This is a genomic window from Salinimicrobium gaetbulicola (assembly GCF_042676025.1).
Taxonomy (GTDB): Bacteria; Bacteroidota; Bacteroidia; order Flavobacteriales; family Flavobacteriaceae; genus Salinimicrobium; species Salinimicrobium gaetbulicola.
Genome location: NZ_JBHTJP010000032.1, coordinates 780831 through 803371, shown reverse-complemented (window position 1 = coordinate 803371; position 22541 = coordinate 780831). Strand labels below are relative to the sequence as shown.

Sequence of the window (22541 nt, the reverse complement as noted above, 5' to 3'; positions counted from 1 at the left end):
TAAAATCAGCGGTTCTGGTAGAAGATGCCTTCGTCAAAAGGCGTCCAAAGACTGGCTCGTAAACCTGATTTTTTAAGGCCGTCGTTCACCCAAGTATTGCAGGTGTAGAATAAATTCAGGGATCTGTTGGCGAGGTAAAAGACGTCATTGAAATTGTAGTGCAGCTCTTTTACCGGCGTGACATTTCCTGAAAGGTCTTTTTGAAAGCTCTGCCTCACGAAATCTGAAAGTTCCCTGTACTGTTCCTTTGTGATCTCCACTGGAATAATTGGGCGTTCAAAGTTTAAAGCGGGCAGGAATTCTACGTGAAGCGCAGATTGCTTCCGAAGAAAAACAGCCTGAAAGGCTACCGGGAATCGTACGTCTGACCATTCCGGAGTGTGTTCGTAAAACTCCAGGTCTCCCCATCCGAAGGAAACATATTTAAAATCTGACCTTTTTGAGAGTGTATGTTCGGGTCTTGTATAGTCTTTCCAGTCAAATACTTCATTCTCAATTGGGAAAATGAAATCAGTATGCATTCCGTTCGAGCGTAGATAGATTGTAATATCGCCAGCTTCGGGTTGGGAAGTATTAACTGGAATGGCAGAGCACGCAATAGCCACGGCGAGGTAGAGGATGGTGATAGTTAACAGTGCTAATAGCCCATTACGAAGAAATATTAAAATTCGAAAAAAGATCTCATGCATGCTAAGAGCGCTATTAAATTATATTTTGAAGGTATGATTTTTTAATCCTTTAAAGAAATGACTTTAAGTTTTGAAATTAAACATTTGGTAATTTTCTGTTTACATATAAGCCCGGGTAAATCAATAGTTTTGATGAGCTTAATGTGCATTAAGTAAGATTTCATATATTCTTACTTGTTGTCATTTAGGTGTATGAACAAGAGGTTATCCCGGCCAGGTGGCCTTTTTACTTACAAATAACTTGTTGGTAACATTCAGTTAACATTAGAATAGGTTATTTGCATCGACAAAAACAAAGAACACTATGAAATTTCAAAAAAGCTTAATAGTAATATTGATCTTGATGACCTCGTTTACTGCTCAGGCTCAGGATGTCACAGAAAGCAAGTTCGGAAAAGGACTCTTTAATACTGTTGCGAAGGATAGTTCTTATAGTGCGAACTTCACCGTGAGAATGCAGTCTTTATTTACTTCTGATTGGGATATTCCGGAAACAGGAGATTGGAGCGATGCAGAAACGAACATGATGGTTAGACGTGCAAGACTAAAATTCAAAGGTTTTGCTTATTCTCCTAAATTAAAATATAAGATCGAATTAGGACTTTCTAACCGCGATATATCTGGTGGTTCAGAATTTACCAGTGATGCTCCGCGCTATATTTTAGATGCGGTAGTAATGTGGAACTTCTATGAGAACTTTGAACTTTGGGTTGGTCAGACGAAGCTACCCGGGAACAGGGAACGGGTGATATCATCAGGAAGTCTTGAAACCGTGGACAGATCTCTGTTGAACAGTAGATTTAATATTGACAGGGAAACCGGGTTGCAACTAAGGCATTCCTTTGACTTGGGTAATGATTTTATTGTTAGAGAAGCTGTTTCAGTCAGTCAGGGAGAGGGCCGAAATATTACTTCAGGGAACCTGGGAGGTCACCATTATGTAGGTCGTTTAGAAGTGCTTCCTTTTGGAGATTTTGATGATTACTCGGGAGCAGATTTCGCTCGTGAAGAGACTCCAAAATTAGCTGTAGGAGCCAGTTACTCCTTCAACAATGATGCTGTGAAAACACGTTCTACAGCCGGTTCTTATATGGAGAATGACGAAGGTTTCTTCAAAACAGATGTTTCTACTTTCTTCCTGGATGCCATGTTCAAATATAAAGGTATATCTATGATGGGAGAATATGCTCACCGTTCTGCTGATAATGCTTTTGCAAGAAATTCAGACGGAAGTCTTACAGGAGATGAAGTGAATATTGGAGATGCACTTAACTTACAGGCTGGGTATTTATTCCCAAATAATTATCAAATCGTAGGTCGATATACCAGTATTGATCTCGATGATCAGATCTCAAATGTGGTTGAAAATCAATACACCCTGGCATTATCTAAATATATTGTTAAGCATAAGCTTAAAGTGCAGACAGATTTAAGTTATACCGATTTAAATCGTAATTTTAATGATGGTCTACTTTACAGATTGCAATTCGAACTACAATTCTAAAATAAACCAACTATGAAAAAATTGATTCTAATTACTGCCGTAACGCTTTCTTTGGCCTCCTGCGGAAATAACAAAAAAGATAAAGGGACTTCCTCAATAAACATTGACGGGTCAAGTACAGTTTATCCTGTGACTGAAGCTATTGCTGAAGAATTCAGAGCTGTAGATCCCGAAGTAGATGTTACGATAGGAGTTTCAGGAACCGGTGGTGGTTTTAAGAAATTTGGAAGGGGAGAGACTGATATTTCGAATGCTTCCAGACCTATCAAAGAGAATGAAAAGGCAATTGCAGAGCAGAACGATATTGACTATTTAGAACTTGAAGTTGCTTATGACGGGCTTGCAGTAGTAGTTAACCCTGAAAATGACTGGGTAGATTGTATCACCGTTGAGCAACTGAAGAAATTATGGGAGCCTGGTGCCCAGGGAAATATCACCAGATGGAACCAGATCAACCCGGAATGGCCTGATGAAGAAATTCACCTTTTTGGTCCTGGAGTAGCCTCTGGTACATTTGATTACTTCACGGAAGCTGTTGTGGGAGAAAGCGGTAGCAGTAGAGGAGATTACACGGCAAGTGAAGATGATAACGTACTTGTTCAGGGAGTTTCAGGAGATAAATACGGACTTGGATTTTTCGGATTGGCTTATTTTGAAGAAAACAGTGATAAGCTAAGAATGGTGGCAGTAGATGGAGGAGAAGGATGTGTTGAGCCATCTACCCAAACGGTGAGTGACGGTAGCTACGCTCCACTTTCAAGACCATTGTTTGTCTATGTGAACAGTTCATCTGTAAAGAATAACCCAAAAGTGGTGGATTTCATTAATTTTTATCTTGACGAGGCGCCATCGTTATTAAAGGATGTAGGTTATGTGCCGTTGACAGATGCTGAATACAAGGAGCAGAAAGAAAATTTTGCTGCTTTTGTAGAGAAACATCAGCCTAAGAAATAATTACCAATAGTAATATACACCATATGGGAAACCGGTATCTGTAAAGGTCCCGGGTTTCCTGTATAATGGATTCTTACCTATGCGAAAATTAAAAGAAACGGTAATTGAAAAGACCTTGTTGTCCAGTGCTCTGGTCACAATTGCTGTTACAGTAGGAATTATTCTGGTTTTGTCATTAGAGGCCTTTAATTTTTTTAGTGAGGTTTCAATAATAGATTTTCTTACAGATCCAGAATGGACTCCTTTATTCAGCGATAAGCACTTTGGGATATTGCCTTTATTGTCAGGTACGCTATTGACTTCCTTTATAGCGATCGCTTTTGCAGTGCCTGTGGGGCTTTCAATTAGTATTTACATTAGTGAATATGCCCCCAAAAGTTTCAGAAGAACTATAAAACCGGCATTAGAATTATTGGCAGCAGTACCAACTGTAGTTTATGGTTTCTTTGCCCTTACTGTAGTTACTCCGTTTTTACAATCCTTTATTCCGGGACTTTCGGGATTCAACTCCTTATCGGCCGGACTCGTTATGGGAATAATGATCATTCCGTTCATCTCTTCTTTGAGTGAGGATGCGCTGCATGCGGTGCCAAATTCATTAAGAGAAGCAGGATATGGAATGGGATCTACCAAGCTGCAGAATTCATTCAGGATCTTAGTGCCTGCAGCATCATCGGGGATCATAGTTTCTGTGATCCTGGCTATTTCAAGGGCGATAGGGGAAACCATGATCGTTGCGATCGCGGCGGGTCAACAGCCCAGGCTAACATTTGATCCTACTGTGCCGGTAGAAACCATCACAGCCTATATTGTGCAGGTGAGTCTTGGTGACGTGCAGCACGGTTCCCTGGAATACAGGACCATTTTTGCTGCGGGGATCACGTTATTTATATTCACGTTCCTCTTAAATACTATCAGTTATCAAATAAGGAAAAAATTCAGGGAGAAGTATGAATAGGATTAAAAAGAACAGGTATAAGGATAAGGCTTTTAAGATCTGGGGAATTTTCTGTACCCTCCTGGGAATTGTTCTTTTAGCAATTTTTATCGGATCGATATTGATTGATGGTATACAAAGGATCGATTGGGAGTTCATTACCAATCTTCCCTCCCGGAAAGCTGAAAGAGCGGGTATCTGGACAGCTTTGATGGGAAGTGTGTGGATCCTTGTTCTTACCACGATCATTGCGCTGCCGGTTGGAATAGCCGCCGCGATCTATTTGGAAGAATATGCGAAAAAAGGTAAACTGGCGAACTTATTGGAGATTAATATATCTAACCTTGCAGGGGTTCCATCGATAATATACGGACTTCTGGGGCTGGAAATTTTTGTTCGAATCATACAGATGGGATCTAGTGTTCTGGCTGGTAGTTTTACTTTGGCCTTACTAATTCTGCCTATTGTAATTGTTTCCACCCGGGAAGCTTTAAAAGCGGTGCCTAAATCAATACGCGATGCTTCTTATGCATTAGGAGCCTCTAAGTGGCAAACCGTATCACGGCAGTTGTTGCCCGCCTCATCTGGAGGTATTCTTACCGGTGTGATCCTGGCTCTTTCCAGAGCTGTGGGAGAAACCGCTCCTTTGATCGTTATAGGTGCCCTGGCATATGTGCCGTTTGCTCCTTCCTCACCTATGGATGAGTTTTCGGTCTTACCAATACAGATCTTTAACTGGATATCACGCCCTCAACACGGATTTGAGGTCAATGCCGCCGCTGGTATTATTATATTGCTGTTAATCACTTTCTTGATGAACGGGGTCGCGGTTTATTTTAGAAACAAGTGGCAGAAAAAATTTAAATAAATTAGCTTTCATGAGCCAGAATAAAAAAGAAGAGGTGATAGATAAATCTATCAAAAAGAAACATAAGCTTCAGGCTAAAGGAGTCAATGTGTATTATGATGATTTCAAGGCGATCAAAGGTATCGATATGAAGATCAGAGCAAATAAGGTTACTGCTTTCATTGGCCCTTCAGGTTGTGGTAAATCCACTTTTTTGAGGTTATTTAATCGCATGAACGACTATGTGGACGGTTTCCGGATGGAAGGAAAAATCAAGATTGACGGAGAGGATATTTATAAAAAGAATGTCAATGTTGAGCAGTTACGAAAGCAGGTGGGGATGGTTTTTCAAAAACCAAATCCTTTTCCTAAATCTATTTATGAGAATGTAGCTTACGGACTGAAAATACAAGGTATTAAGGATAAGAAATTTTTGGAGAAGAAAGTCGTCGAGTCTCTAAAAGATGTGGCATTGTGGGATGAGGTCAAGGATGATCTGAATAAGTCTGCCCTGGCACTTTCCGGTGGACAGCAACAGAGACTATGTATTGCGAGAGCCCTGGCGGTTGAACCTTCCATATTATTGATGGATGAGCCAACCTCGGCTCTTGATCCGCTTTCCACAGCCAAGATCGAGGAGCTTATTTATGAGCTGAAAGAGAAATATACCATCGTAATCGTAACGCATAACATGCAACAGGCAGGTAGGGTAAGTGATTACACAGCATTTTTCTATCTGGGGGAATTGATCGAATACGACAAATCGAAAAAATTATTTACCAATCCGGAGAAACAACAAACAGAAAATTACATCACCGGAAGATTCGGATAAAATTGTAAGTTATGATAAGTTTAGACCAACATAGAGAAGGATTAAATCAAACAGGGCTGGAGATGCTTCGGCTTTGTGAAAAACAATTGGAAAATGCCCGTGAGGCTTTCTTTAACCACGATAATGACCTGGCCGAAGAAGTGCTTCATACAGAAAACAGGGTGAACGCACTGGATCTTAAGATCGATCGCGATTGTGAGAGGTTTATAGCTTTGCATAATCCGGTAGCCAGTGACCTTCGTTTTGTGCTGGCTCTTCGGAAAATAAATTTTGACCTTGAAAGAATAGGGGATCATGCTTTTGGTATTTCCAAATATATTATAGAGGTAAACACCCCAATCGAGGAACGTCTTCTTGAGAGAATGAGGGTAAAGGAAATGTTCGAGGCTACGCTTTCCATGCTGGAAGATATTACCGATGCCTATATTGAAGTTGATACCAAGATAGCCAGAAAGGTCTTTAAAAAAGACAAGACCCTGAATGAGATTAATATGAAGTCTTTCTCGATCATTTCTGAAGAAGTTCAAAAAGATCCGAAGCTTATCGATCAATTCTTATTGTTATTTTCTGTGATCAAGAAACTGGAAAGGATAGGGGATCTTATCACTAATATCGCCGAAGAAATAATTTTCTTCAGAGAGGCAGAGGTTTTGAAACACCAGAAAAAGAAGAAAGTAAATAGAGGATAATACCTTTGAAAAACAGTGATAGAATTAAAAAAGGCTGCCATTTGGCAGCCTTTTTTAAATTTCTGATTTTTAACCAACCACTTATAGAGAAGTATTGAATCTTTACATTGATTAAAAATCCACCATCTTTAATATCAAAGTTGGTTTCATAACCTTCTAAATACAGGTTAGTGAAACTTGTTTCTGATTGTTTTTTGAATTGTAGTGCAGTTCCTCCTGTAGATGAGATAGCAGTGAAATTTCTTAACTTCCGCCTTTTAAAACTTAAGCACCAACTATGAAACGTATCTTGTTAATGGTATTTTTTGCCATACCATTTTTAGTATCCGGTCAAAAACTGGATCTGTCACTTGTGAAGAATATGGAACCCCGAAATATCGGGCCTGCCGGAATGAGTGGCCGGATCACCGCAATAGATGCGGTTACCGCTAACCCTGATATTATCTATGCAGGTTCAGCTTCAGGTGGGTTGTGGAAATCTACTTCGGGAGGCGTGACCTGGGAACCTATTTTTGAAGATCAGCCTACAGCTTCGATCGGTTCGGTTGCTATTCAGCAATCCAATCCTTCCGTAGTATGGGTTGGAACAGGGGAAGGAAATCCCCGTAATAGTCTGAACGGCGGATATGGGATCTATAAATCCCTTGATGGCGGAAGAACCTGGAAGAGTATGGGCCTTGAAAATACGCGTCATATTTACCGGGTGATCATTGATCCTACAGATCCCAACACAGTTTATGCCGCTGCGATCGGTTCTCCATGGGGCGAACATTCAGAACGGGGAGTTTATAAAACCACAGATGGCGGGAAAAGCTGGGAAAAGATTCTTTTTACAAATGATCGTAGTGGTGCAGCAGAATTGGTTATGGATCCAACCAACCCGAACAAACTTATAGCGGCCATGTGGGAGCACAAAAGAGATCCCTGGTTCTTTCATTCCGGAGGCCCGGGTTCCGGAATGTATATCACGTATGACGGAGGCGAGAACTGGAAAGAGATCACTTCCAAAAACGGACTTCCGGAAGGAGATCTTGGAAGAATGGGACTTGCAATAGCTCCGAGTGACCCTAATAGAGTGTATGCCTATGTAGAGTCTGATAAAAATGCTTTGTATCGTTCTGATGATGGCGGTGAAAACTGGGTGATGATCAATGACAATACCAATGAGATTGGTGGCAGACCTTTCTATTATGCCGAGATCTATGTGGCACCCGACAATGAGAACAGGATCTATAGCCTGTTTACCTATGTGAATGTTTCTGAAGATGGGGGTAAGAGCTTTCAACAACTAATGCCTGCTTATGGAGTAGATAATGGAGTGCACCCAGATCATCATGCCTGGTACATTCATCCCAATAATCCTGATTTTATGATGGATGGGAATGACGGTGGTTTGAATATCACCCGCGATGGAGGGAAAACATGGCGCTTCGTGGAAAATCTTCCGGTTGGCCAGTTCTACCACGTGGCGGTGGATAATGAATACCCTTATAATGTGTATGGAGGAATGCAGGATAACGGAAGCTGGAGAGGTCCCGCCTATGTGCTCAAAGCACAGGGAATCCGCAATTCTTACTGGCAGGAGATCTCTTTCGGGGATGGATTTGATGTTGTGCCCGATCCGGATAATAATCAGTCCGGCTGGACCATGAGTCAGCAGGGATATGTTAGCAGGTATGACTGGGTTACCGGGAATAATTATTCGGTTAGACCCACGCATCCAAATCCTGATGTGCAGTTGAGGTTTAACTGGAACTCCGCAATTAATATCGATCCGTTTGATAATAACACCATTTACTTCGGAAGTCAGTACGTTCATAAATCGACCGACGAAGGCCTGACCTGGGAAGTCATTTCTCCTGACCTTACCACTAATGATCCTGCCAAACAGAAGCAAATGGATAGTGGAGGTCTTACTATTGACGCGACGGGAGCAGAGAATCACACTACCATTTTGGTTATCGAGCCAAGCCCTGCGGAAAAAGGCATACTGTGGACAGGATCTGATGATGGCAAGGTATTCTATACCCGTAACGGAGGTGAAAACTGGACCGATGTTTCAAAGAACCTGAAAGGCCTTCCGGAAGGAAGCTGGATAGCTCAGATCAAGGCATCTTCAAAAAATCAAGGAGAAGCCTTACTGGTGGCAAATAATTACAGGAGGTTTGATTACACGCCGTATGTATACAGAACCAAAAACTACGGAAAGTCCTGGGAAAGAATAGTGGACGAAAATGACGTTTTAAGCTATACCCTTGCCATAGTCCAGGACACCCGGAACCCTAATTTGCTGTTCCTGGGAACAGATGACGGTCTGTATATTTCCCTGGACAATGGAAGTAATTGGGAAAAATACACCAACGGTTTTCCTACTGTTCCTGTAAAAGATCTTGTGATCCACCCGAGAGAAGATGACCTTGTCATTGGCACCTTCGGAAGATCTTTCTGGATACTTGATGATATCAACCCCTTGCGAGAACTGGCCGGAAACCAGGAAATTCAGCAAGATCTGACAACTGAAGGAAAAAAAGTGCTTCAGTTGATCCCCTCAAAAACGGCTTATTTAGCTTCTTTTCAACAACCATCCGGGTCCAGGTTTGGAGCAGATGCTACCTACAGTGGAGAAAATCGGGCAAGAGGAGCTCACATAAAATACTTTTTTAAGCCGGAAATGAAAGCCGGAAAAGATGTTGAGGTTAAGAAAGACACTGTTTCCGAAGAGAAGAAAGAAGCGGAAAACAAAGTTGACTCGGTGATCGTAAAGATCTTTGACGGCGAACGCCAGATTAGAACCTTAAAGACCAAGGCACCTGATTCTTCCGGAATTTTTACTGTTCGCTGGTATCTCAGGGAAAAGGGAGTTGACAGCCCTTCCCGTGAAATAAAGGAGCGGAAGAATGAGCCGGGTGGTGTAAATGTGAAGCCGGGTACCTATAAAATTGAGATGACCTATAAAGATCTGACTTCTAAAGGGGAGATCAAAGTTGAAAATGATCCTCGTCTTTCCGTTTCCGAAGCGGCTATTAATGAAACTTATGCTGCAGAAAAGGAACTGGAGGATAAAATGCAGCTGGCAGCCGATGCTGTAAAACAACTGGTGCAAAGTAAAAATACAGCCGAGGAGCTTAGTTCCCGTTTGAAAAAAGCGGATAAGGAAACATATAAAGATGCGATCGAAGCTTCTAAACAGGTGATCAAAAAGATTGACCAGACATTAGAACTTTATCTCGGGAAGGTAGATGAACGCCAAGGAATTGTGCGCAGCAGGGAAATGAATGTGGTAAACAGATTGGTTTTGGCAAGTAATTATATATCAACCAGGCCGCAGGGCATCACCGGCACCGAAAAACAATTGATCTCCCAGGCCGAAACAGAATTGCAAAACGCCATTAAGGAGACCAATACTTTCTTTGAGGAAGATTGGCCGGATTACAGAAATAGAATGGAAAAGGTAGAATATTCCCCTTTTAAAGAGGTGAAATTATTTACCCTGGAATAAGATGAAAATGGAGCCCGGCAACTTGCCGGGCTTTTTTTATTAGGCAAGAATTAAAAAAGGACTAATAACCTTTTTTCATATTTTACTGCCAACTGGCATAGTTGTATATTTGCTAAAATTTATTTCTATGCAGAAACATTCTCTATCCTACCGGGAAACCAACTATTTTTCATCCCTGATCAATGATTATATAGAGGAAAAAGAGAATGTTAAGCAATTCTACCATCGCTATCCTGTCATTGATAATTTTAAAGAGCAGATAGATGAGAAGGGAAGATCTTTTAATACCTCCGACGGAAAAAATAGAGAGATCCTTGTTCAAAGTCTCGAAAAGCAATATTCTCAGCTGGAAGTTTCAGAAGAAACACACAAGAATATTAATCTTTTAAAGGAGGATAACACCTTTACGGTCACTACGGGACACCAGTTAAACCTTTTTACAGGGCCGCTTTATTTTCTGTACAAGATCGTTTCGGTTATTAACCTGGCAAAGGAACTGAAAGCTAAAAATCCTGAGAATAATTTTGTGCCGGTCTACTGGATGGCTTCAGAAGATCATGATTTCGAAGAGATTAGTTTTTTTAATCTTCACGGAAAGAAATTCCAGTGGAATCCACCTGCTTCCGAAGAAGCCGGCGGGGCAGTGGGAGAATTGACCAATGCCGGACTGGAAAATGTTTTCGAACTTTTTTCCGCGGAAATTGGAAATTCCACCAATGCGAATCAATTAAAAGAGTGGTTTAAAAAAGCATATCTGGAGAACGATAATCTTGCCGATGCCACTCGGTACCTTGCAAACGAGCTTTTCAAGGATTACGGCCTGGTGATCATTGATGCCAATGATCGGGATCTAAAGCAGCTTTTTGTTCCTTTTATGAAACAGGAACTTCTGGAACAGACTTCCTATAACACGACCCGTTCAAAAATGGAAGCTCTCGAAAAAGAAGGTTTCAGTGTCCAGGTGAATCCAAGAGAGATCAATCTTTTTTACCTGGATAAGGGCTTGAGAGAACGCATTATTGAAAAGGATGGGGAATATTTTGTTCACGAAAAGAAGATTTCCTGGACTATAGAAGAACTTTTGAAGCTGCTGGAAAATGAACCTGAAAAGTTCAGTCCTAATGTGATCATGCGTCCGCTTTATCAGGAGGTGATCCTACCTAACCTTTGTTACATTGGTGGAGGGGGAGAACTGGCTTACTGGTTCGAATTAAAAGAGTATTTTCAAAAAGTGGAAATTCCTTTCCCTGTCTTATTACTTCGGAATTCAGCATTGCTTCAAACCGAAAAGCAGGACGAGAAAAGAAAAAAACTGAATATTTCCCTTCCGGAGCTTTTCCTGAAAAACCATGAATTGATCAACCGAAAGGTGCGACAGATCTCGAATATAAATATTGATTTTACTCCTCAAAAAGAGCATTTGGTAAAGCAATTTCAGGAACTGTATGATCTGGCAGATCAAACAGAAAAATCCTTTTTAGGAGCCGTAAAAGCACAGGAAGTAAAACAATTAAAAGGTTTGGAAAACCTGGAACAACGTCTTCTTAAGGCTCAGAAAAGAAAGCTTCAGGATGAGGTTTCCAGGATCGCAGATCTCCAAAATGAACTGTTCCCTAATAAGAGTTTACAGGAGCGACAAAGTAATTTTTCAGAATTCTACCTGGAATATGGCAATGACCTAATACCGACTCTAATTCAGAATTTAAAACCCCTAGAGTTAAAATTTGATATCCTTTCCCTATGAATAAAATGCACAAAATAGACATTGATCTGGTAGAGATGACACTGGATGTAATGAAATATACCATTGACCGAATTTCTAATGTTACGCCCGAACTGGGGGTTCCAAGAAAAGAAGAGGATCTTTTTGAAGAAATTGGAGAAACCATTACGCCAAAGGGAATTGGGGGTGAAGTGGCATTCAATATGTTCAGGGATGTTTTGGTGAAGGCGACCGTGCCTATTGACCATCCGCGACATTTGGCCTTCGTACCGGCAGCACCCACTCGTGCGGCAATCATGTTCGACCTTGTTACCTCGGCTTCCAGTATTCATGGCGCATACTGGATGGAAGGGGCAGGTGGGATCTTTTGTGAAAATCAGGCCATGAAATGGCTGGTCTCCCTTACAGGTCTTCCTAAAGATTCATTTGGAGTATTTACCAGTGGTGGAACGGCGGCAAACCTTTCTGCAATGGTTGCGGCCAGGGAAGCCTGGAGAAAAAAGAGCAGTGATAATATTGGGGTTAGGGCTTTATTGCTCACTTCTAATGGCGCACATTCCTCGATTCAGGCAATGGCAAAAGTAATGGATGCAGATGTTGTGATGATCGACTGCCAGGATGAAAACCTGCGTGGTCATGCCTTAGAGTCGGCAATAGAGGAGTTGGAAGAAAAAGACAGAAAGCGATTGTTTGCAGTTGTGGCTACAGGCGGAACGACCAATGCCGGAATCATTGATGAACTGGATTCGATAGCAAAGGTATGCCAAAGGGAAGATATCTGGTTCCATGTTGACGCAGCTTATGGAGGAGGTGCTTTGGCGGCTCCTTCGGTGAGGCATTTATTCAACGGTATCGAACAGGCAGACAGTATTACCATTGATCCGCATAAATGGCTTTTTTCACCTTATGATTGCGGAGCGGTGATCTATAAGAATATGGCCCTTGCTGCGGAAGCTCACTCCCAGAAAGGTTCCTATCTTGAAATTTTCAAGGAGCCAGGAGCAGAGGGCTTTAATCCGGCTGATTATCAAATTCAGCTTACCCGAAGATTACGAGGGATGCCTCTTTGGTTTTCGCTCGCTATGCACGGAACAGATAAATACAGGGATTCTATTGAAAGAGGGATCGAACTGGCACAGATCGCTGCAAAAAAGATCGAGGAAGCTGATAACCTGGAACTGGTTAGGCCGGCGAGTCTTTCAGTCGTGCTTTTCAGAAGAAAGGGCTGGACGGCCGAAGATTATCGCGACTGGACTTACCGTAATCACAAGAGCGGTTTGGCCCTCGTGACTCCTACCAAGTGGAAAGGAGAATCGGGCTATGAAACTATTTCCCGTTTTTGCTTTATCAATCCTGAAACCACCGAAGAAGATATCGATGTGATCCTGGCAACAATGAATTAAAATGAAGGCGCATTTTAATTGACTTTTTGGGCTGAAATTCTTCAGTGGGCACTTGATTTTTTTTAAAGGGTTTTGATTGTGGATAAGTTTTCATCCAAAAAGGTGTATTTAGTCGATTAAATTTCTCACTTCGTCTATTTATCCCGATATTTGGAGGAACTTAAATCATAAGATCCTACTTGGAATTACTTTTCTTCATTGTCGCATTCATTCTTTGTTCGATATCAATTTTTCTTTTGGTAAAGACCAGAATAAGCATTCGGGAGAATAAGGAGATTATCGCTCGTGAGCTCTCTGTTTCGGCTAAAAGTGAAGAGGAACGTTAAGGTCTCATTCTTCACCCGACTTTAATAGGATTTAATTAACTTGGAATTTCTTTTCCTGTGACAAGGAAAATTGCCTCAAATTCCTATTTTTGCACATGCAAAACAACGTACTTATCCTAGACTTTGGTTCGCAGTATACGCAATTGATCGCGCGTAGAGTGAGAGAGCTCAATATTTACTGTGAAATTCATCCATTCAACAATCCTCCAAAAGATATTTCAACTTTTAAAGCGGTAATACTTTCCGGAAGTCCTTTTTCGGTGAGAGGAGAAAATGCACCGCATCCTGACCTATCCGGCATCCGGAAAGAGGTGCCTTTATTGGCTGTTTGCTATGGAGCTCAATACCTGGCTCATTTCAACGGCGGAAAAGTGGAAGCTTCAGAAATAAGAGAATATGGCCGGGCTAATCTTTCGGTGATCAAAGCTGAAGAATTGCTGTTCGAGGACATTAATGAGAATTCACAGGTTTGGATGAGCCATAGTGATACCATCAAGGAATTGCCTGAAAATGGGGTGAGACTCGCCAGTACACCTGATGTATTGAACGCAGCTTACAGAATAGATGGAGAAGATACCTATGCCATCCAATTCCATCCTGAAGTATATCATTCTACCGACGGAAAGCAACTGCTTGAGAATTTCCTTGTGAAGATCGCAAAAGTTGAGCAGGAGTGGACGCCTGAAGCATTTGTGGATATGACCGTAGCAGATCTTAAGGAGAAGATCGGGGATGATAAAGTAGTACTAGGTTTAAGTGGCGGTGTGGATTCTACCGTTGCAGCCGTGTTGCTGCATAAAGCCATTGGGAAGAACCTGTACTGTATCTTCGTTAACAACGGATTACTGAGAAAAGGAGAGTTTGAAAGTGTGCTGGATCAATACAAGCACATGGGCTTGAACGTAAAGGGAGTCGATGCTTCGGCACGTTTTTTGGATGCCCTCGCTGGTATCTCAGACCCTGAAGGGAAGAGAAAGGCCATTGGTAAGACCTTTATCGAGGTTTTTGATGATGAGGCTCACTTGATCCAGGAAGTAAAATATTTGGCCCAGGGAACGATTTATCCAGATGTGATCGAATCTATCTCTGTAAATGGTCCGTCGGCTACTATTAAGTCCCATCACAATGTAGGTGGGTTACCTGATTTTATGAAGCTAAAAGTGGTGGAGCCTTTAAGAATGTTGTTTAAAGATGAGGTTCGTCGCGTAGGTGCTGAAATGGGGATTGACAAGGAATTATTGGGAAGACATCCATTTCCGGGACCTGGATTGGCAATCAGAATACTTGGAGATATTACCGCGGAAAAAGTCCGTGTGCTTCAGGAGGTAGATGCCATTTTTATTGAAGGATTGAAGGAATGGATGCTATATGATAAAGTTTGGCAGGCAGGAGCGATTCTGCTACCGGTGAATTCAGTGGGAGTGATGGGAGACGAAAGAACTTATGAAAAAGTGGTCGCTTTACGAGCGGTTGAATCAACCGACGGAATGACTGCCGACTGGGTAAACCTTCCGTATGAATTTTTACAAAAGACGTCCAATACAATAATAAACCGTGTAAAAGGCGTTAACAGGGTAGTGTATGATATAAGCTCTAAACCCCCGGCTACCATTGAGTGGGAATAAAAAACTTATTTATGAAGCAAATAATTGTTCTTTTTCTGTTTTTTCAAATGTTGACTGTTCCTGTGATGGCGCAGCAATTCAAGTATCACATTGTAAAGCGAGGTGAGACTACTGCAGAAATTGCCAGGAAATACAACACAACCGAAGAGACAATTTTTAAATATAATCCTGATGCCCGAAAGGGGATTTCTCCCAACACAAAATTGGTAGTTCCCGTTTCTGGAGAACGTGTTTCAGAAAATATAAAATTTGAAACCCACAGGGTGAAAAGAAAGGAGACGCTTTTTAGCCTTTCGCAACAATATAATGTTAGTATTGACGATATCAAGCGATATAATAAGCACCTCTATTCTGAAGAGCTTCGCAAAGGAGAGCGCATTCAAATACCAATCAATTTACCGAAGACCAGGGAGGAGCAAATTGCTGAAAATCCGTCTTTGTCGAATCCTTTAGATCTTACATTGAAGGAGCACGTGGTGCTTCCGAAGGAAACTTTATACGGGATTTCCAGGAAATACAACATTACTATTGCCGATCTGCAACGTCTTAATCCGAATTTGGAGAGCCTGCAACCGGGAATGGTGCTGAAGGTGAGAAATGGAAATGTGGAAAAAGTAGTGGATGTTGAGGGTGACCTTTTCAAATACTATATGGTAAAACCGCAGGAGACCTTGTTCAGCCTTACCCGTCGTTTCGGAATTAGCAGAGATTCGCTGGTAACGTTGAACCCTGCTCTGGCCGATGGGCTAAAGTCGGGGATGGTCTTAAAGATCCCGAACAAGGAGGTACCGGAAACTTTGGAATTTGAAGCTGAGGAGATCGTAAATCTTGAAAGACGCCTCTCGAACTTTGATACCAAGAATGTGGCTGTCATGCTGCCTTTTAATCTGGATAAGGTTGTAAAGACCGATACTTCCAATAATTCAACCGAAAGGATCAAAAAAGACAGGGTGCTTCAAATCTCTTTGGATTTCTACAGTGGAGTTTTGATGGCTGTCGATTCAGCGAAGAATATAGGGATCTCAACACGTGTAAATACTTATGACACGCAACAGAGCGCAGGAAAAGTTCACGCGATCATCAATTCAAATGATTTCAGCAATACAGATGTAGTGATAGGTCCTATCCTTCAATCCACAGCTGAGGCTGCTGCTTCTGCATTACAGTTCAAAAATGTTCCTGTAATTTCCCCGCTTACAAATAAGCAGGTAAACTCACTGGGTAATTTCTTGCAGGCAAGGCCTACCGATGAAATGTTGACCCAGGCAATGATCTCGTTTATATCAGAGAATGCGGAAGGAAAGAATTTGGTCATCATTGCTGATGCCGCATCTGCAGACAAAAAGAGAGAATTGATGAGCTTTTTCCCTTCGGCTAAGATCGTGGATCCTAAAGAAGGAAGTTTTATTGATCAGGAAGAGCTTATGGCTGCATTGGTAGAAGGCAAGCCTAACTGGGTCATCCTGGAAGCGACCAAGATCGGGGTGTTAAGCAATACAACTTCTTATTTGAATTCCCTGGTAGATAAGTATAAGGTCACTTTAATGACCACAGATAAAAACAACTCTTTTGACAGTGATAATATATCAAATAATCACTTAGGTAAACTTTCATTTCATTATCCCTCAGTAGACCGTGTGTATACTGCTGAAAATAGCGCCTTCATTAATAAATACGTAAAGAAATACGGAGTGGTTCCAAATACGTACGCTGTTCGAGGGTTTGATGTGACCTATGACTTATTATTAAGACTAGCATCTTCAGAAGATCTGTATAGTTCACTTAATGAAGAAGGGACAACTCAGTACGTTGAGAATAAATTCAATTATGAGACAAAACTTTCCGGAGGTTACCAAAATAAGGCTATCTATATAATGGCATATGACAGGGATCTTAACCTAAAAGTTGTTAGATAGATCATGACTTCCAAAGTAACTTATCTCGGGAACTTAAGAACGGAATGTGAACATCTGCAAAGTTCTGCCAATTTTATAACAGATGCACCTGTTGATAATGAAGGAAAAGGAGAGGCTTTTTCTCCTACAGATACGGTGGCTACTGCACTTGCCGGTTGTATGTTTACCATAATCGGGATCAAGGCCAGGGATCATAAATTAAATGTTGAAGGTGCTTTTGCGGAAGTAACTAAAACTATGGCTTCTGATCCCCGACGAATTTCGAAAATCAAAGTGGTGGTAAATTTTCCTGAAGTATATACTGAAAAGCAACAGACCATTTTAGAGCGTGCAGCGAAAACCTGCCCTGTGTTATACAGTCTGCATCCGGAAATTGAACTGAATATTAATTTTATTTACCCAACTAACTAGCACGGTCCATTTTTTGGTGTGATTTACAGATGAAAAGCTGGATTTTTAGTTTTTGTTTTTTGATGTTAGCGGTTGCTAAAGGTTTTTCGCAGTTACCGGAAAATAAAATGATCTGGCAGGAAGAATCTTTGACCTGGGATGATTTTAAAGGTGCTCCGGAGCCTGAAAATCTTTTTGATGCGAATACCAATTCCGGAATATCTTATTCCTGGTCTTTAAGGTCTTCTGAAATGCAGACCGATTTCCTGTTTAATGTAAAAACCTATTTTTATCCCGACCTTTCCTGGGTGAAACCCGATAAAATATCAAGGGAACTATTGTCTCACGAGCAATTGCACTTTGATATTACCGAACTACATGCCCGAAAACTTAAAAAAGCCATGGAGGATTATAAGCTTCCTGAGCAGCACAAGATCAAAAGGGAGCTTGAAAAGATCTACCGGGATGTCGAATTCTCCCGAAAGCAAATGCAGGAGCGGTATGACCGGGAAACAGATCATAGTCAGAATTACCAGGCTCAGAAAAAATGGAAAGCCTTTATAAATTCTGAACTTAAAAAATTAGATGCTTTTTCCGATTAAAGGGAGGCAACCTCGGCTTTGGCTTCGTGAAATTCCCTCATCATCTCCTGTAAGATCTCAGCTGCCGGTTTAATATCATGGATGAGTCCGGCTATCTGCCCGATCTCCAATTCCCCTTCCTCAAGATCTCCCTCAAACATGCCCTTTTTGGCCCTCGCTCTCCCTAGAAGTTCTATAAGTTCTTCTTTAGAAGGGTTTTTTGAATAAAGCTCTGTGATCTGTTCAAAAAAGCGATTTTTGAGAAGCCTTACCGGGGCGAGCTCTTTTAAGGTGAGAATCGTATCTCCTTCCTGTGCCTTTACGACCATATCTTTGAAAGCCTGGTGAGAAGAAGCTTCGTGGCTTGCAACGAACCTACTACCTACCTGTACGGCATCTGCTCCCAGTACCATCGCCGCTAACATTCCTCGACCTGTGGCGATGCCTCCTGCGGCTATCAATGGGATCTGTATCTTTTCCTTAACCATGGGGATCAGGGTGAAAGTGGTCGTTTCATCCCTGCCGTTATGTCCTCCCGCTTCAAAACCTTCGGCCACCACAGCGTCTACACCGGCCTGTTCGGCTTTAAGAGCAAACTTCACACTACTTACCACGTGGACTACTTTGATCCCTCTTTCCTGAAGGTGAGAGGTCCATGTTTTGGGATTACCGGCTGAGGTAAATACGATCTTTACGTCTTCGTCAATAATGATCTCCATGATCTCTTCCAGGTTAGGGTAGAGCATTGGAACATTAACTGCGAAAGGTTTATCGGTCGCTTTTTTACATTTTTGAATATGCTCCCTTAGTACATCGGGGTACATGGATCCGGCACCAATAATTCCCAGACCTCCTTCATTACTTACTGCACTTGCGAGTTTCCATCCGCTCGCCCAGATCATTCCTGCCTGGATAATAGGGTATTTTATGTCGAAGAGTTGGGTAATTCTGTTTGCCATTCAAATAGTTTTTTTAAGATATCACGCCAGAACCAATGAGTTCATCATCAAGGTGCCAGGCGACGAATTGTCCTTCGGTTATCGAAGCTTGAGGTTTTTCAAAAACAACATATAGACCTTTTTCAGTCTGGTGAAGGGTAGCCTCCTGTAAAGGTTGACGGTATCTGATCCTTGCCTGGACTTTCATTTCTTCCCCGTTCTCAATTTTTAGATCGGGTCTTACCCAATGGGTTTCTTCCGGAGAAATTAAAAGAGCGCGGCGATAAATTCCGGGGTGGTCTTTTCCCTGTCCGGTATATATGACATTGTCTTCCACACTGGTCTCAATCACGAAAAGTGGCTCTGGTGTTCCTCCCACTGCCAGTCCTTTTCGCTGTCCTTTTGTAAAGTAATGCGCTCCCTGATGTTTGCCCACGATCTTTCCGTCTTTTGGGTCGTACTGATATTTGCTTGATAAAAATTCTAGCTCTTCAATCTTATTGCTGAAAGATGGAGTTTCGTTCTGGTATATTTCTTCGGAAGCATCGATCTCCACAATAGCACCTTCTTTTGGCTGAAGTTTCTGCTGAAGAAATTCCGGAAGACGAACTTTTCCGATAAAGCAAAGTCCCTGGGAATCCTTTTTTTCGGCAGTAACAAGATCTTGTTCCGCGGCAATTTTCCTGACCTCACTTTTCTGAAGTTCTCCAATTGGGAACAAAGTTTTGGAAAGTTGCTCCTGGGATAATTGACACAGAAAATAGGACTGGTCCTTATTTTGATCTTTTCCGGAGAGAAGCTGGTAAACAGGTTCCCCATTCACTTTGGTTTCGCTTTTGCGGCAATAATGCCCTGTAGCAACATAATCTGCACCTAAGGAAAGCGCGATCTTCATGAAGACGTCAAATTTGATCTCTCGGTTGCAGAGCACGTCCGGATTTGGAGTTCGACCTTTTTCATATTCGTTGAACATGTAGTCCACAATACGCTCCTTGTATTCCTCACTAAGATCTACGGTCTGGAAAGGGATGCCCAGTTTTTCGGCAACCAGCATAGCGTCATTTGAATCATCCAGCCAGGGGCATTCCTTGGAGATGGTCACAGAGTCATCATGCCAGTTCTTCATGAACAGGCCTATTACTTCATAACCCTGTTCTTTCAGCAAATATGCCGCGACACTTGAATCTACTCCACCCGATAAACCTACAACTACTCGTTTCATAAACCTTCAAAAAACGCCTTTTGACGTACTAATTATTTGATGGCAAAAATACATAAAATATGCCAGTTTCAAGAAGTCTTCCGGATCGGTAAACACTCGGTCAAAAATCAAAAAAGCGGCCATTCGGGCCGCTTTTTTGATTTTAAATACTTTTAAAATTTACATTTGAAAAGTTAACCGAACAGGAATACTAGTAGAGGCATCGAGTTTATAAAATGTATCGAATGTGAATTTCTGAGAACTTTCAAAAGTAACTGTGCCCTCAAAAGTGCCTTGCTCAGGTATGGTTATAGAGTACTCTGTTGCTGATATTTTTTTCCAGGTTGCTTCATCTGTTTGTCCTTCGCAATTGTTGTTCTGGGAATAAAGAACCCAATCTGCAGTATCATCATCATTAAAAGTGATTAATGGTTTATCTGGGCACTCTTCTAGATCCCAGGCAGTGGGATTTATTTCAACGAGTGTCCATGTCCCAATGACCGTATTAGATTCGGTGTCGCCATCATCACTGCTACAGGAGCTAAGCGAGAACAATCCGGTTACCAAAAGGAGAATAAGGTGTTTTTTAAGTAGTTTCATAATAGGTAGATTATGGTTAGTAGATTAAGTAAGGAAAATTCATAATTAAGTTTGACTGCGCCAAATATCAATTCTTAAATGTATCCCAAAAAAATAAGAGATAGCAGGAGGCTGCTATCTCTATACAGAAGATTTTTTGAGTCTAAAGCAAGCGCTCGAAAGTAAGAACCGCACCTTCTGTAGTGAAGGTGAAGGTGTCTGTCTCCGTGAAACTTGTGGTTCCCTGTACGTCTCCTAACTCGGGGAACTCAATGGTATAGGAAGAACCTCCATTATATGTCCAGGAACCGGTTTCTTGCTGCAGGTTACAATTATTTTCTTGTAGATAGAAGGAAGATTGCACCGTACTATCTCCATTTATACTTATAGTAGTGTCATTTGGGCAATTAATATCAATCACAGCCGGGGTTACATCTGTTAAAATCCAATCACCTATAATAGGATCTTCGCGTCCTCCGTCATCATCATTATTACATCCGGAAAAACTAAATACTCCGATCAATAACAGGAATACAACATACTTTTTCATAATTACTTTTTTTTGGTCCAATTAAAGTTAAACATTTTGATCAGTTGTAATTCTCTGATTATCATAAAAATAAGTTTTTATCTGTTAATTTTTAAATGGATTTGTATAAAATTCAATTTTAGAGCGCATTTTTTGCAATTTGGATGAAAATGTCCTAATTGTTCATTTCTTCTAATTCTAAGCTGTGAAATATCAAAATGTTTTAAAATATTTTTTCAAGTTTAAACATATGAATCCTATCTAATTGCCTAAATAATTTATTGTTTAATTAAATTTAACTAAATTTAAACATCATGTAGTTGGTTTATGGTTTATATTTGAATCATAATTTAAATCTATTCTTATGAAAACTTTATTAAACTTAGCAAAGATCACTGCAATGGGAATTCTATTCCTATCCTTCACAGCATGTAGTGATGACGATGATGCAATGGTGACTCCTGAACCGGAAGTTACCGTAACTATTGCCGACTTTGTGGCCGGCAATGAGAACTACACATCTTTACTGGCTGCTCTTGAAGTCGCAGACCTAACAGCTACTCTGGACGGCACAGCGAATTACACTGTATTTGCTCCGGATAATGATGCTTTTGCAGCATTTTTGGAGGCCAATGGTTTTGCTTCTCTGGACGAAGTCCCTGTTCCGGCTTTAAGACAGGTATTATTAAACCATGTTCAACCCGGGGTGATTATGTCTTCTGACCTTACCACAGGATATATTGAAAGTCAGGCCGTGGGAAGCGCTTCCGGTGAAAATTTGAGCATGTACATAAGTACTGTAGACGGAGTAACCATAAACGGTGTGTCGAATGTTGTAACTCCAAATGTAGAAGTAGATAATGGAGTAATTCACGCCGTGGATGCGGTGATAGGTCTTCCTGATATTACAACCTTCGCACTGGCTGATCCGTCGTTTGAAATTCTGGTCGCTGCTCTTACACGAGAAGAAGACTTTACATTTGTTGAAACCTTAATGGCAACTTCAGATCCAGCCCCCTTTACAGTTTTTGCCCCCACCAATGATGCTTTTATAGCTTTATTGGAAGAACTGGAAGTTTCCAGCTTAGATGATATTTCAACAGAAGTCCTTGCGGCAACTTTAAGCTACCATGTCGTAGCGAATGCTAATGTTAGATCAACAGATCTTACAGATGGCATGGAAGTTCCAACTTTAGCAAATCAATCTTTCACTGTAAACCTGGGAGATGATGTTACCATCACAGATGCCAACGGCAGAACATCAACCGTTATTGCTGCAGATGTGCAGGCCAATAATGGAGTGATACATGTACTGGACACTGTGTTATTACCCGAACTCTGATTTGCTAGGTTTGAGTAAGTTGTTGAAGGAGAAAAGC

Annotated in this window: 19 protein-coding genes; 14 read left to right on the top strand and 5 right to left on the bottom strand. The window is 41.4% G+C overall.

The features are described from left to right. Positions 1–5 precede the first annotated feature (5 nt). The gene (locus ACFQ1G_RS05180) at positions 6–689 is read right to left on the bottom strand and encodes a TIGR02117 family protein (protein WP_380737284.1); all 684 of its coding nucleotides are present in this window, start codon (positions 687–689) and stop codon (positions 6–8) included. Positions 690–993: 304 nt separating this feature from the next. Between ACFQ1G_RS05180 and ACFQ1G_RS05175 the strand changes: the two genes are divergently transcribed. The 13 genes from ACFQ1G_RS05175 to ACFQ1G_RS05115 all read left to right on the top strand — a co-directional run bounded on the left by ACFQ1G_RS05175 (position 994) and on the right by ACFQ1G_RS05115 (position 17936). Continuing rightward, positions 994–2193 (top strand): porin, encoded by a 1200-nt coding sequence (locus ACFQ1G_RS05175; protein ID WP_380737282.1) that lies wholly within the window; start codon positions 994–996, stop codon positions 2191–2193. Between the two features lie 12 nt (positions 2194–2205). Continuing rightward, positions 2206–3147, top strand: a complete 942-nt coding sequence (locus ACFQ1G_RS05170; protein WP_380737280.1) for a PstS family phosphate ABC transporter substrate-binding protein — start codon at positions 2206–2208, stop codon at positions 3145–3147. A gap of 79 nt (positions 3148–3226) precedes the next feature. After that, a complete protein-coding gene (pstC, locus tag ACFQ1G_RS05165; protein WP_380737278.1) occupies positions 3227–4105 on the top strand; it encodes a phosphate ABC transporter permease subunit PstC in 879 nt (292 codons plus the stop codon). Then, complete coding sequence (gene pstA / locus ACFQ1G_RS05160; RefSeq protein ID WP_380737276.1) at positions 4098–4952, top strand: phosphate ABC transporter permease PstA; 855 nt, start codon at positions 4098–4100, stop codon at positions 4950–4952. The genes pstC and pstA overlap by 8 nt, the downstream gene beginning before the upstream one ends. 10 nt (positions 4953–4962) lie before the next feature. Beyond that, positions 4963–5763, top strand: coding sequence for a phosphate ABC transporter ATP-binding protein PstB (gene pstB / locus ACFQ1G_RS05155; RefSeq protein ID WP_380737275.1), 801 nt, complete (start codon positions 4963–4965; stop codon positions 5761–5763). Between the two features lie 11 nt (positions 5764–5774). Continuing rightward, positions 5775–6452 (top strand): phosphate signaling complex protein PhoU, encoded by a 678-nt coding sequence (gene phoU, locus ACFQ1G_RS05150; protein WP_380737273.1) that lies wholly within the window; start codon positions 5775–5777, stop codon positions 6450–6452. A 277-nt stretch (positions 6453–6729) separates the two neighbouring features. Continuing rightward, on the top strand, positions 6730–9951 hold the full coding sequence (locus tag ACFQ1G_RS05145) for a VPS10 domain-containing protein (RefSeq protein ID WP_380737272.1): 3222 nt from the start codon (positions 6730–6732) through the stop codon (positions 9949–9951). 127 nt (positions 9952–10078) lie between these two features. Then, positions 10079–11695 (top strand): bacillithiol biosynthesis cysteine-adding enzyme BshC, encoded by a 1617-nt coding sequence (gene bshC, locus ACFQ1G_RS05140; RefSeq protein WP_380737270.1) that lies wholly within the window; start codon positions 10079–10081, stop codon positions 11693–11695. A gap of 5 nt (positions 11696–11700) precedes the next feature. Then, a complete protein-coding gene (locus ACFQ1G_RS05135; protein WP_380737268.1) occupies positions 11701–13077 on the top strand; it encodes a pyridoxal phosphate-dependent decarboxylase family protein in 1377 nt (458 codons plus the stop codon). 421 nt (positions 13078–13498) lie between these two features. After that, the gene (gene guaA / locus ACFQ1G_RS05130; RefSeq protein ID WP_380737266.1) at positions 13499–15028 is read left to right on the top strand and encodes a glutamine-hydrolyzing GMP synthase; all 1530 of its coding nucleotides are present in this window, start codon (positions 13499–13501) and stop codon (positions 15026–15028) included. Positions 15029–15039: 11 nt separating this feature from the next. Continuing rightward, complete coding sequence (locus ACFQ1G_RS05125) at positions 15040–16944, top strand: LysM peptidoglycan-binding domain-containing protein (protein ID WP_380737264.1); 1905 nt, start codon at positions 15040–15042, stop codon at positions 16942–16944. 3 nt (positions 16945–16947) lie between these two features. Next, on the top strand, positions 16948–17355 hold the full coding sequence (locus ACFQ1G_RS05120; RefSeq protein ID WP_380737262.1) for an OsmC family protein: 408 nt from the start codon (positions 16948–16950) through the stop codon (positions 17353–17355). 107 nt (positions 17356–17462) lie between these two features. Next, a complete protein-coding gene (locus ACFQ1G_RS05115; RefSeq protein ID WP_380737260.1) occupies positions 17463–17936 on the top strand; it encodes a DUF922 domain-containing protein in 474 nt (157 codons plus the stop codon). Here ACFQ1G_RS05115 and ACFQ1G_RS05110 read toward each other — a convergent pair. From ACFQ1G_RS05110 to ACFQ1G_RS05095, 4 genes are all read right to left on the bottom strand, one after another. Continuing rightward, a complete protein-coding gene (locus ACFQ1G_RS05110) occupies positions 17933–18874 on the bottom strand; it encodes an NAD(P)H-dependent flavin oxidoreductase (RefSeq protein WP_380737258.1) in 942 nt (313 codons plus the stop codon). The genes ACFQ1G_RS05115 and ACFQ1G_RS05110 overlap by 4 nt on opposite strands. 13 nt (positions 18875–18887) lie before the next feature. Then, positions 18888–20075 carry a tRNA 2-thiouridine(34) synthase MnmA gene (mnmA, locus tag ACFQ1G_RS05105; protein WP_380737256.1) on the bottom strand — a complete coding sequence of 396 codons (1188 nt, stop codon included), beginning with the start codon at positions 20073–20075 and terminating at the stop codon, positions 18888–18890. Between the two features lie 159 nt (positions 20076–20234). After that, complete coding sequence (locus ACFQ1G_RS05100) at positions 20235–20654, bottom strand: lipocalin family protein (RefSeq protein ID WP_380737254.1); 420 nt, start codon at positions 20652–20654, stop codon at positions 20235–20237. Between the two features lie 142 nt (positions 20655–20796). Continuing rightward, complete coding sequence (locus tag ACFQ1G_RS05095; RefSeq protein ID WP_380737252.1) at positions 20797–21183, bottom strand: lipocalin family protein; 387 nt, start codon at positions 21181–21183, stop codon at positions 20797–20799. Positions 21184–21526: 343 nt separating this feature from the next. Between ACFQ1G_RS05095 and ACFQ1G_RS05090 the strand changes: the two genes are divergently transcribed. Beyond that, entirely contained in the window at positions 21527–22504 is a 978-nt protein-coding gene (locus ACFQ1G_RS05090) for a fasciclin domain-containing protein (RefSeq protein WP_380737250.1), read from the top strand. Positions 22505–22541 lie beyond the last annotated feature (37 nt).